Source organism: Acinetobacter sp. TG2027 (assembly GCF_000302435.1).
GTDB lineage: Bacteria > Pseudomonadota > Gammaproteobacteria > Pseudomonadales > Moraxellaceae > Acinetobacter > Acinetobacter pittii.
On the sequence record NZ_AMJN01000062.1, the window covers coordinates 26921 to 39503 of the forward strand.

A 12583-nucleotide genomic window follows, 5' to 3' on the forward strand; every position below is an offset into this window, starting at 1 on the left:
GCGATGGCAATGAATGACAAAGTGAATATGGCAGAAATCATAGAACGACTAGAACAGTTAGAAGCGCACACCGCGATTCGTAACTGCCTGAACCGTTATATGGAGATCTGTGACGAGCTTAATGCAAATACAGACCTTGATGAGCTAATGAATCTTTTTAATCAGGACTGTATTTGGGAAGGTGTTGGTGAGAAATATGCCAAATCTTTTGGCCGTTATGATTCTTGGCAGTCGATTTACGACATGTTTAAAAGCTATACCCAAAAAGAATCTCACTTTGTTATGAATGCACACTTTGTAAATTCAGAACAAATTTATGTAAATCAAAATGATGCAAATGCTTCTTGGCTCATGTTGCAAACATCAACCTTTAAAGATGGCCGTAGTCATCTGAATGCAGCAAAGCTCAATGTGAAGTTTCAAAAGCAAGCAGATGGAACATGGAAAATTAAACATTTCCAAACACAGAATATTTTCAGTCGTCCCGTATCGCATTGGCACAGTGAAGCTGAATTGCCGGTACCTTCCGAGGAATGACCCAGGACATATTTAAAAGGACTATTGATATGAACAGTATTATCCCAACGCATAACATTGGCATTGATTACGATGCTTTGGTTCAAAGTGACCGTGCCCATACTTCTCTTTATAAAGATGAACGCATTTTTGATGAAGAGATGGAAAAAATCTTTTATAGCACTTGGGTGTGGGTTGCGCATGCCAGCGAAATTCCGGAAGGCGGAAGCTATAAAACCATTAATATCGGTAAACAGCCTGTGGTTGTGGTACGTGACCGTAAAAAGAAAGTCCATGTACTTTTAAACCGTTGTCGTCACCGTGCAGCAACCGTATGTGAACATAAAAAAGGAAAAACTAATAGTTTTGTGTGCCCATATCACGGTTGGAGTTATGCACTTGATGGCAGTTTACGTGGTGTGCCATCTCCGGAAAGTTACGGCGATTGTTTAGATAAAACAGAATTACCACTGGTGAGTCTACGGGTAGAAGAATATAACGGCATGATCTTCGCTTCATTTAAAGAAGACATTCAACCGCTTGAAGAGTTCCTTGGGCCAGCAAAAAAATGGATTGACCTGTTTATGAAACAAGGCGCGGGTTATCCAATTAAAGTGTTGGGCGAACACCGTTTCCGTTTCCCGGGTAACTGGAAAATCCAGCTTGAAAATACCACCGATGCATATCACTTCCCGTTAGTACACAAGTCATTCTTAAGTTCTGTAGATGAAAAAACCGAAGAACTCTTTAACTTCGAAAACCAGCCGGGCTTTGTTGAAGACTTAGGTAATGGCCACAGTGTTATGGTGATGATTCCTGAACTGGTCGATTTAGAAGAAGACTTAATGGAGCGACCAATTCAAGAGCGTTTTGAAGACTTGGCTCAAGCTTTACGTGACGAAGGGCATGAAGAATTAGAAGTACGCCGTATTGTTCGAGCAGTTGGTGGTTCGGGCTTTAACTTAAATTTATTCCCGAATATTGCATGTTCGATGGCGTTCTTCCGTGTTTTACAGCCAATTTCAGTGGCTGAAACAGAAATTCATCACTCGGTAATTACCATGGATGGTGGCCCGCAAATTGCCAACCAATATCGCTTACGTTTGCATGAACATTTCCAAGGCCCATTTGGTTTTGGTACGCCAGATGACTCTGAGGCTTGGGAACGAGTACAACACGGTGCAAATGCGGGTAATGATTTATGGATCATGCTCAACCGCGGTTTACCGGGCGAAGTCAAAACCGAAGATGGTTTAAAAAGTGATGTCAGTGCTGAAACAGGTATGCGTGCAGCCTATCAGCAGTGGAAAAAGATGATGACGGCTTAAGGAGAGAGCAATGAATATGAATCTGCAATTATTAAATGAAGTCACTGCTTTCATCTGGGCTGAAGCAGATATGTTGGACCACAGTGAATACCGTGAATGGCTCAACTTATGGAATGAAAAGGGTGTTTATATCATTCCGATTGACCCAAACCTCACTGACTACGAAAACAACTTAAATTATGCCTATGATGATAATCATATGCGTACTTTACGTGTACAGCGTCTTGAAAATGGTGAAGCAATTTCTACAGCGCCTAAAGCAAATACTGTGCGTAGCATTTCTCGTGTACGAGTGATTCAAGATCAGGATGATGAAATCGTTTTACGCTGTGCTCAAAACTTACGTGAATTCCGTAAAGAAAACCTCAAGCATTACACAGCCGATATTACCTACCATCTAACCCGTGATGATGATACTGGTTTTAAGATTAACCGTAAAATCATTAATTTGGTTAACTCAACCGATACCTTGGCTGGTATTAGCTACATTCTTTAGGAGCGGTAACATGAAACAGGTTGTTTTAGTGACAGGTGCTGCTTCTGGACTCGGTAATGTCATTGCTGAATATTTTGCGAGCCAAGGCCATCAAGTGATTTTGTCGGCAAGTACGCTTGAAAAAGCCGAAAATGCCAAGGCACAAAGTCAATATGCACAAAATATGTTTCCAGTGAAATTAGATATTTCTGTCGAAGCAGATTTTCATGCAGCAGTGCAATGGATTGAAGAGAATTTTTCTAAACTTGATGTGTTAATTAACAATGCCACCGTCACCAAAGCAACGCCAGTATTAGAAATTACCGCAGCCGATTTTGATTGGGTGACCCAAGTCAACCAACGCGGCACCTTTCAAGCTTGTCAGATTATTGGTCAATATATGGCTAAAAAAGGCTATGGACGCATCATTAATATGGCGTCTTTAGCGGGACAAAATGGCGGTACTGCAACGGGTGCACACTATGCGGCAACCAAAGGTGCGATTGTGACGTTAACTAAAATTTTTGCCAAAGAGTTTGCGGCAAAAGGGGTGACGGTCAATGCGGTTGCACCGGGTCCAATGGAATCACCAATCGTTCATAGCGTAGTGCCAGACGAAAAAATGGAACAGTTCATCCAGAATATTCCGGTTAAAGCCTTAGGTAGTATGCATTTTATTGCTGAAACTTGTGGGTTGCTTGCGAGTCCAAATGCGGGGTTTGTGACTGGTGCAACATGGGATATTAACGGTGGTTTATTCATGCGTTAAGCCAATCGCTTAACCATGAAAAGGGAGTTAAATCATGACTACACTTTATGATGTTGTCGTTAAAAATCGCCATGTGGAAGGTGGAAATATTGCAGTCATGGAATTTGAATCTGCAACTTCTGCAACATTGCCAAAAGTTGAAGCGGGTGCGCATATTGATGTGCACTTACCAAATGGTATGGTGCGCCAATATTCACTTTGCCAAAATCCAAATGACGAAGGAAAGTTTCGCCTTGGAATTTTACGTGACCCTGAATCACGTGGTGGCTCAATATCCGCTTTTGATGAAATTAAAGATGGCATGCAAATTCAGGTCAGTAAGCCAAAAAATTTATTTCCACTTTTAAAAGCCAAACATAGTGTCTTGATTGGCGGTGGAATCGGGATTACGCCGTTAATCACGATGGCATATCAACTTGCACATGAAGGCGAATCATTTGAGCTTCACTACTGCGGCGCTAGCCCAGAAAACTGTGCTTTTGTTGATGAAATTAAAAATGGTGAGTTAGCACAATACACAACTTTCCATTTTAAATCCGAAGGTGCAAGCCACAGAGCATTTTTTGAATCTGCCATTAAAGATATTGATCCTGAAAGTCATATTTATACCTGTGGTCCAGTCGGTTTCATGGACTGGGTGATTAACCTTGCCACGACTCACGATTTTCCTGAGCAGCAAATCCACAAAGAATATTTCCAAGTTGAAACTGACACCTCGGGAGATTCATTTGAGGTGGTGGCTGAGCGTAGTGGAAAAATCATTATGGTTGAAGCTGGCGAAACCATTTTGCAGGCTTTGGCTAAAGAAGGCATCGAGATTGAAATGTCTTGCGAGCAAGGTGTATGTGGAACCTGCATGTGCGATGTAATTGAAGGCGAACCTGATCATCGAGATGTTTATTTTACTGATGAAGAAAAAGCCAGCAATGAACAAATATTGGTGTGCTGTTCGCGCTCTAAAACACCGAGACTAGTTTTAGATATCTAATGCTCTCGCGATTTATATGGATGTATGAGAAGGTTTAGGAGAAAGATGATGAATGTATTACAACAAATAGATGATTTTACGGTCGATCCACTACAGTTCCGACGAGCATTAGGAAATTTTGCAACAGGCGTTACCATTGTTACTGCACAAAATGCACAAGGTGAAAAAGTAGGAGTCACTGCAAATAGTTTTAACTCGGTGTCACTCGATCCACCGCTTATTTTGTGGAGTATTGATAAAAAATCTTCAAGTTTTTCAGTGTTTGAAGAGGCGACACATTTTGCGGTCAATATTTTATCGGGTACGCAAATTGAGTTATCTAATAAGTTTTCGAGACGCAATATTGATAAATTTGCAGACACCAATTTTCAACTTGGTGCAGGACGTGCACCCATTTTAGAAAATTGTTCTGCGGTGTTTGAGTGCGAACGCTATCAAGTGATTGAAGGTGGTGACCACTGGATTATTGTTGGTAAAGTGGTTCGTTTCCATGACCAAGGTCGAAGCCCACTGGTCTACCATCAAGGCGCATATTCTTGTGTCATGCCACATCCGAGCCTTCAAGTTAAGCAAACTGAAGAGAACGGCGTAGACCAAACACATTATGGGCACTTATATAATAATGTCTGCTACCTAATGAGCCGTGCTTTTAAAGCTTATCAAACCGACTATATTCCTAAGCAAATGGCTTCGGGTTTCCGTACCAGTGAATCACGTCTTTTACTGGTTTTAGCCAGTGGTACTGCTTCAAGTAAGGAAGATTTACCGCGTGATATTGCTATGCCAATGCAAGGAGTTGAAAGGTCGGCTGAAATCTTAAAATTTGAAGGATTATTGGTCGATCACGATAATTTGTATGCACTGACCGAGAAAGGTAAACAAACGGCGCAGTATTTATTTGATATTGCCGACAGCCACCAAAATGAGGTGTTTAAAAAGTATTCTGAGGAACAAAAGGATATTTTTATCACCATGCTGCGAGATTTTGCAGGAGTAGCATAAGTCCCATTAAGCTGATAAATTGAATTGATTTATCAGCTTCTTTACATCTAGCTGACTATCAACATAAGAATTCCAAGGATAAGGAATTTTTGGCACACAATTTGTTTATCAATAAAACAAGATTGCAAATAAGCCAAGACAGTGCACCACCACAAACACAAAATTTTGAGCGGTGGCACATGTATAGAGAGGTAAGGGATGAACCAATATGTAAGCGATGCATTACTCACATGGACGCACCATATTAAAAGTGTGTGCGGCAATTTCGAAACCGATTTTGACGGAACCCGTAATTTATTCATTGGTGAGGTTCAGTGCTTTTTATTGGGTGACACCGAAATAGCTTTTATCAAAAACAATGCCAATAAAATTGTCCGAAAAGCCGATGAAATTGATCGAGTAAATAATCGTTTTTGTTTTTTAATTTTGCAGTATTCGGGAAAAATGCTGCTCGAGTATAAAAATGAAACCTTAAGCCTAAATGAAGGCGATATTGTCTTGGTCGACCCAGTCGAAACAATTTCGATGTACCCGCAAGGTTTGGTAAGCCAGATTTCAGTGCACCTGTCGCGTGAAAAATTACTTAAAGAAAATATTAGTACTGAATATTTTGGAAAACTGATTACTCAAAATATGAGTGGTTTTTTACTCAAGAATATTTTGAAAAATATGTCTGCTGAAAACATTAAGCTTTGGTATGCAACCGAAGATGGCAATGCTTTTGAAGATGCGTTAATTGCTTTAATCAAACCCACAATTAATTATAAAAATATAAATAGCTCAAATAACCTGATGGAAAAAGCTGAGCGCTATATTATAGAAAACTTAGCAAAACCCGATTTAACACCTAAATTAATTGCAGAGCATATTGGGGTATCACTACGACATCTCTACCGTTTATTCCTTCAAGAAAATTTATCTATTAACAAATATATACAGCTCAAGCGCCTAGAACAAGTCAAAGCAGATTTGCTTGATAAAAGAAATAAACAAAGCTCAATTACCCAAGTTGCCTTGAAATGGGGTTTTTGGGACGGTGCTCATTTTTCAAAGATCTTTAAAAAAACATATGGTATCTCCCCTAAAGAATTTAGAGAGGGTATGTCGGTTTAATTCTTTCATCTCTCAATGTCATTTTTAGACAAATTCGACGTCATTCTTGAACAAGCTAGCCCTATGTAACTGTGTTGAAATTAAATTCATTAGAGCAGGTTAGATAAGCTTAATAACCATAAAACTATTAAGTTGGTCTAATGAATTTCACTCACAGGAAGTGCATTTTAACTGTCTGATTCAGATAGTTCAGGGATAGATGAAAAGGATGAAACCAATGCGTAAACAACGATTATTGAATGACATACAAAAAATACTGGCACTTAACTTATCAATCGCTGCAAGCTTTTGGGGACTCAATACTCAAGCGTTTGCGCATGGTGGCAAGGCCGACATGGTCTCACTTTATCAAAACATGAGTGAGCAAGGCGCTAAAGTTGTTAAAGATGACTTTACTAATACTTATATGATCACCAAAGGTTCTATGGTGGTTCGAGCTAAACCCAATTCAGATCAGGTTTTGGTGAATGGCAAACCTTTCAAGCTCAATGTGCCTTTATTAATTAAAGATGGTAAACCTGTTATTGGAAAAGATTTTTTTAATGAAGTATTCCAGTCTGGGTTGGATCAAACTTTTAAAATTGAAAATACGTTTCACCCGCTCAATAGCTTAAATTCTGACGAAATTAAAAAGACATTTGATGTGATTAATCGCTCGAAATACGCCTATAAAAATATGCGTTTTGCCGAGTTAAAGCTTAAAGAACCTGAAAAAGCCAAAGTTTGGGATTACTTCATTAATCACAAAGAGTTTAAAGAAGATCGTATTGCCTCATTTATTTTGTTAAAGGGGAGTCAAGCGATTGAAGGTGAAGTTAACCTTAACACTCAACAAGTCACAAAATGGAATGTACTTAAAGACACTCATGGAATGGTGTTGCTTGATAATTTTGAAGCCGTACAGCGCGTAATTGAGACGAGTAAAGAATATCAAGACGCGTTACGCAAACGCGGCATTACCGATGTGAAGAAAGTGATCGCTACTCCGCTAACTGTTGGATATTTTGGCGGTAAAGATGGTCTGGATAAACAACTCAATATATTAAAAGTCGTCGCTTACCTCGATGTTGGGGATGGCAACTATTGGGCGCATCCTATTGAGAACCTAGTTGCTGTAGTCGATTTAGATAAAGAAAAAATTATCAAGATTGAAGAAGGCGCAATCATTCCTGTGCCGATGGCAAATCGACCTTATATGTCGAATAAACCCGTAGCAAGTAAGCTAAAACCACTCAATATTACTGAACCTGAGGGTAAGAACTTTAGCATTACCGGTCAAACCATACATTGGGGCAACTGGTGTTTGCATGTGGCGTTAGATTCTCGTGTTGGCTTGCAGCTTTCAACTGTGACTTATAAAGATAAGGGCGTAAAGCGTAAAGTTATGTATGAAGGGAACTTGGGTGGAATGGTAGTTCCATATGGTGACCCTGATATTGGATGGTACTTCAAATCTTATTTGGATTCTGGCGAATATGGTATGGGAACACTTACCTCATCTATTCTTCCGGGAACAGATGCACCCGACAATGCAGTTTTACTTGATGCCGTGATTGCAGACTATAAAGGCCAGCCACAAGTGATTCCAAATGCCATTGCTGTGTTTGAACGTTATGCAGGACCTGAATATAAACATCACGAAATTTTTGGCAATCAGGATGCCAGTGAAGCCCGCCGTGAGCTTGTCGTGCGTTGGATTAGTACAGTTGGAAACTACGATTACATGTTTGACTGGGTATTTTCCCAAAATGGTGTAATTGGAATTAATGCGGGTGCAACGGGTATTGAAGCTGTTAAAGGTGTTAAAGCACGCACCATGCATGACAGTACTGCCAAAGAAGACACCAAATATGGAACTTTAATTGACCATAATATTGTGGGTACAACGCATCAGCACATCTATAACTTCCGCTTAGACATGGACGTAGATGGGGAAAATAATAGCTTTATGCATATGGACCCTGTAGTGAAAGCCAATGACAAAGGTGGTGTCCGTACCAGCTCAATGCAAATTGACAGTAAAGTCATTACGAATGAGCAAAATGCAGCTGAAAAATTTGATCCATCCACTATTCGCTTACTCACGAATTTCAACAAGGAAAATAAATTAGGTAATCCGGTTTCTTATCAACTCATTCCTTTTGCAGGTGGAACACACCCTGTGGCGAAAGGAGCCAATTTTTCTAAAGATGAATGGTTATTTAAACGTTTGAACTTTATGGATAAGCAAATTTGGGTGACTCAGTACAATCCAGACGAACGCTACCCTGAAGGGAAATATTCAAACCGTTCAACTCATGATACAGGGTTAGGACAATTCATTGGCAACAATGAAAATATTGAAAATAAAGACCTTGTGGTGTGGATGACAACAGGCACAACCCATGTGGCACGTGCTGAAGAGTGGCCAATCATGCCGACAGAGTGGGTGAATACACTCATCAAACCTTGGAACTTCTTTGACAACACCCCGACTTTAAACTTGGGTGAAGAAGAGCAAAACACGCAGCACGACCATCACTAAACGGGTGCATGATCTAGGGTGGGTAACGAATAGGTTACCCATATCTGAGCACGGTTAGGCCGTTCGCAAAAAGGAATTTCTCAATGAAAAATTTATTTTCTCAGGTTATGAGAGGGACTTTCTTTGTCTCATTTTTTTCAACTGTGCATGCTAGTGAGCTAGAAATTAAGCCAACATTTGAAGCAACTTTTGGAGCTTTTAGTAGTGGTAAAAGCTATAACGGCGAAAACCTACATGATGAAAGAATCAATTGGCAAGAAGGCCATCTTAAATATGGTGCTAAAGGACAATATACCTTTAAAAACAATCAACTCTATGCAAGCTTGAGTGGTATTAGCTCGGCAACATTTGGTGATGGAGACGCAGGCCAAAATAGTAATGGCAAAGAACGTAAAACAGATGTGAATGAATGGATCATTGGTTTTAAAGACGGCACCAATAAAGATGAGTTAACGACCTACGATTTAAGTATTGGTCGACAAAATATCATGATTGGTGACGGGTTCTTTATTGCGGGTGATGCGTTAAACCTCGGTATAGCGTCTGCGGATGGCACACTCGATCGGGGTGGAGCATATTATCTGGCAGCCCGTCGAAGCTTTGATTTTACAAGTTTGCTTCAATACAAACCGCAAGAGAATACAACGCTAAAGCTGGCTTATTTAAAGTCAGATAATAAAGCACAATTTTCCCCTGAACTCTTTGTGACTGATCTGATGTATCAGCTTAAAGATAAGGGCGTTGGGTTTACTTACTTAAATGTATTAGACCTTGAAGATGCTGAACACGTTTCAGGGCGCGAAGATCTTAAAAATTATGCTTTACGTTTGAATTATCAACCTTTACCAGAACTGCAAGTTAAAACTGAGTTTGTAGTTCAAGATAAAAAAGATGGCCAAGAAAATGCTGGCTACTTAGCGCTGAACTATAACTTTTTATCTTCAAAATATACGCCTTCATTAGGCTACCGTTTTAGTCATTTTTCAGACCAATACGACCCTATGTTTTATGGAAATACGGTCGGCTTTGGTACATGGTTTCAGGGTGAAGTTGCGGGAAACTATGCTGGACCATTCAATAAAAATGCAAATATTCATCAAGTTTCTTACATGATGAACTTGAAAGAAAATTTTATGTTGGGTGCTTTGGCCTATAAGTTCAAAACAGTTAATAAATCTTTAACTAATGTAGATGGACATGAACTAGATGTGTTTTCAGTTTGGTCGGTTAATAAAAAATTCAATGTTATTCCTTTAGTTGGGCTCTATAAACCGAAACACGATATCCATAGTGGTGGTACACAAAACTACGATGACAAGACCAATGTATATGCGCAGTTAATTTTGCAATACATCTATTAATAAATCCTTTTAAATGAATTGAGAGAAGTAAAAATGAGTGAAGTTCAGATTTTACAAAGCGTGCAACAATTTATGGCACGTCAACACGGACATTTTATTGATGGAAAGTTAGTTGCTGCCGAGCTTTTAGATAAAGTGGATATTGTAAATCCATCTACTGAACAAGTCGTTGCTCAAATTAGCATTGGTAGTCAACAAGATGTCGAAAGCGCCGTCAAGAGTGCTGAACATGCTTTTCAAAATGCTTGGGCTGAAACTACGCCGTATGAACGTGGCGTTAAACTAAATAAGTTAGCAGATTTAATTGAGCAATATGGTGAAGAACTTGCACAGCTCGAGACGTTGTCTACAGGAAAACTTATCAATATTTCCCGTCATCTTGAGGTCGCACAATCCGTTATTTTCTTAAGATATTTTGCAGGGTGGGCAACCAAAATTAATGGTCAAACCATGCAACCTTCTATTCCTTCTATGCAAGGTGAGAAATATACGGCCTTTACTTTAAGGCAACCAGTGGGTGTAGTTGCAGGGATTGTGCCTTGGAATTTTTCACTGATGATTGGCGTTTGGAAAATCGGTTCAGCTTTAACAACTGGCTGTACCATTGTGCTTAAACCAAGTGAGTTCGCCAGCTTATCTTTATTACGTTTAGCTGAACTTGCCATTGAGGCAGGTATTCCTGCTGGTGTAATTAATGTGGTTACGGGTAAGGGCGATACAGGGCAATATTTAATTGAGTCGCTGCTCGTTAAGAAAGTTTCGTTTACAGGTTCAGTACCAACAGGTATTGCGATTGGTAAACTCGCGATGAGCAGCGATTTAACCCGTGTAAGTCTAGAATTGGGCGGTAAAAATGCCATAGCTGTTTTAGCCGATGCAAATATTGATGAGATTTTACCGACTTTATTGCAAGCAACTTTTGTGCATCAAGGCCAAGTTTGCGCATCCCCAGAGCGGTTTTTTGTACATCGTACAAAATATGATGAACTAGTTGATAAACTCTCGAAAGCACTTTCGCAGTTTAAAATTGGATCAGCTATGGATGAAGGAAGTATGTTTGGTCCGCTCTCTAATCAGCCACATTTTCATAAAGTAAAACATTATTTAGATATGGCAAAAGCCAACAACCAGATTATTGCTGGTGGTGAGGCTCTAGATCAGTCAGGGTATTTTGTACAACCGACTTTAATTTCCTTTAAAAATACAGATGATCCTTTATTTTCTGAGGAAACCTTTGGTCCGGTAGTTGGTGTAATGCCGTTCGACACTGACGAAGAACTTATTCAGCTTATGAATCAGTCGCGCTTTGGTTTAACCGCAAGTATTTGGACAAATGATTTATCTAAAGCATTGCGTTTAATTCCTAAAATTGAAGCAGGGACTTTGTGGGTCAATATGCATACGTTCTTAGATCCCTCAGTTCCATTTGGCGGGGTAAAAGCTTCGGGAATTGGCAGAGAGTTTTCAGATGCATTTATTGAAGATTACACCGAATTAAAATCGGTGATGATTCGATATTAAGTTTCTACGAGATATAAAAAAATGGCCTTTATAGGCCATTTTTTTTGAATCATTAAATTAACCTAATAAAAAATCCTTTAAGATTTTATTAAAAGCTTCAGGCTGCTCGACATTAGAAATATGAGAGGCATCTATTTCTGCAAGTTTTGATTGTGGAATGCGTTGCTGCATAAACTCACCATCTGCAACAGTCGTTACAGGATCTTGAGTTCCAGCAATCACCAATACAGAAATTTTAATGTCTTTTAACTGTTCACGGACATCCGCTTTAGCCAAAGCCTCACAACAATTGGCATAACCCATTGCGCTGCCAGCACTTAAGTCGTTACATAGGTTGTTGACGATTGAAGCATGACTTTGGATAAAGGGATCTGTAAACCATCGCGAAGCTGCTGTAGCGGCGATCGGTTGTAAACCTTGCTCACGTACTAATTTTGCACGGTCAAGCCATGCCTGTTCTTGTCCAATTTTAGCGGCAGTATTTGCAACAACTACATGACTAAAACGGTTAGGGTAGTGAATCGCAAGCCATTGACCTGTTAAACCACCCATGGAAATACCACAAAAAGCAGCTTTGCTAATATTCAAATGATCCAGTAAACGGACAACATCTACACCTAATTGCTCTACAGTGTATGGACCATTAGGTGTAGAGGATGAACCGTGGCCACGAGTGTCATAGCAGATCACAAAGAATTGATCTTTTAATTCATTAAACTGTTTTTGCCACATACCATAATTGGTGCCCAAAGAATTGGAAAACACCAGAGCAGGGGAAGATGGCTCGCCAAAAGTTTGATAGTTAATTTGTGCATCGGCAGATTGAAAAGATGGCATTTGTTTCTCCTTAAAGTGCTTCAACACGTTCAATAATCAAAGCAATGCCTTGTCCCACACCAATACACATTGAACACAAAGCGTAGCGACTACCTGTTTGTTCAAGCTGGTTTAAGGCTGTAGTGACTAAGCGCGCACCTGATGCACCA

11 protein-coding genes and 1 pseudogene are annotated in these 12583 nt (G+C 39.7%); 10 read left to right on the plus strand and 2 right to left on the minus strand.

Annotation, left to right across the window (positions count from 1 at the left end; translation table 11 throughout):
* Positions 1-3: 3 nt before the first annotated feature.
* From B806_RS0118490 to B806_RS0118535, 10 genes are all read left to right on the plus strand, one after another.
* The gene (locus B806_RS0118490) at positions 4-537 is read left to right on the plus strand and encodes a nuclear transport factor 2 family protein (protein WP_079381119.1); all 534 of its coding nucleotides are present in this window, start codon (positions 4-6) and stop codon (positions 535-537) included.
* Between the two features lie 29 nt (positions 538-566).
* A complete protein-coding gene (locus B806_RS0118495) occupies positions 567-1844 on the plus strand; it encodes an aromatic ring-hydroxylating dioxygenase subunit alpha (RefSeq protein WP_017403334.1) in 1278 nt (425 codons plus the stop codon).
* Between the two features lie 10 nt (positions 1845-1854).
* Positions 1855-2340 (plus strand): aromatic-ring-hydroxylating dioxygenase subunit beta, encoded by a 486-nt coding sequence (locus B806_RS0118500; protein WP_017386064.1) that lies wholly within the window; start codon positions 1855-1857, stop codon positions 2338-2340.
* A gap of 10 nt (positions 2341-2350) precedes the next feature.
* Positions 2351-3088 (plus strand): SDR family oxidoreductase, encoded by a 738-nt coding sequence (locus B806_RS0118505; RefSeq protein WP_017386065.1) that lies wholly within the window; start codon positions 2351-2353, stop codon positions 3086-3088.
* Positions 3089-3122: 34 nt separating this feature from the next.
* Positions 3123-4076, plus strand: coding sequence for a PDR/VanB family oxidoreductase (locus tag B806_RS0118510; protein ID WP_017403335.1), 954 nt, complete (start codon positions 3123-3125; stop codon positions 4074-4076).
* 45 nt (positions 4077-4121) lie between these two features.
* Positions 4122-5078 (plus strand): p-hydroxyphenylacetate 3-hydroxylase reductase component, encoded by a 957-nt coding sequence (locus B806_RS0118515; protein WP_079381120.1) that lies wholly within the window; start codon positions 4122-4124, stop codon positions 5076-5078.
* 198 nt (positions 5079-5276) lie between these two features.
* Positions 5277-6191, plus strand: coding sequence for a transcriptional regulator FeaR (feaR, locus tag B806_RS0118520; protein ID WP_017403337.1), 915 nt, complete (start codon positions 5277-5279; stop codon positions 6189-6191).
* 208 nt (positions 6192-6399) lie between these two features.
* Positions 6400-8715: a primary-amine oxidase gene (gene tynA, locus B806_RS0118525; RefSeq protein WP_079381121.1), complete on the plus strand. Its 2316-nt coding sequence runs from the start codon at positions 6400-6402 to the stop codon at positions 8713-8715.
* Between the two features lie 143 nt (positions 8716-8858).
* Complete coding sequence (locus tag B806_RS0118530) at positions 8859-10076, plus strand: hypothetical protein (RefSeq protein ID WP_079381125.1); 1218 nt, start codon at positions 8859-8861, stop codon at positions 10074-10076.
* Positions 10077-10109: 33 nt separating this feature from the next.
* The gene (locus B806_RS0118535; RefSeq protein ID WP_017403338.1) at positions 10110-11597 is read left to right on the plus strand and encodes an NAD-dependent phenylacetaldehyde dehydrogenase; all 1488 of its coding nucleotides are present in this window, start codon (positions 10110-10112) and stop codon (positions 11595-11597) included.
* 57 nt (positions 11598-11654) lie between these two features.
* On the opposite strand, the gene pcaD is transcribed toward B806_RS0118535, so the two are convergent.
* Both pcaD and B806_RS0118545 read right to left on the minus strand, forming a co-directional pair.
* Positions 11655-12434: a 3-oxoadipate enol-lactonase gene (gene pcaD, locus B806_RS0118540; RefSeq protein ID WP_017386072.1), complete on the minus strand. Its 780-nt coding sequence runs from the start codon at positions 12432-12434 to the stop codon at positions 11655-11657.
* Between the two features lie 10 nt (positions 12435-12444).
* Positions 12445-12583: pseudogene (locus B806_RS0118545) on the minus strand (acetyl-CoA C-acyltransferase); the annotation flags it as partial.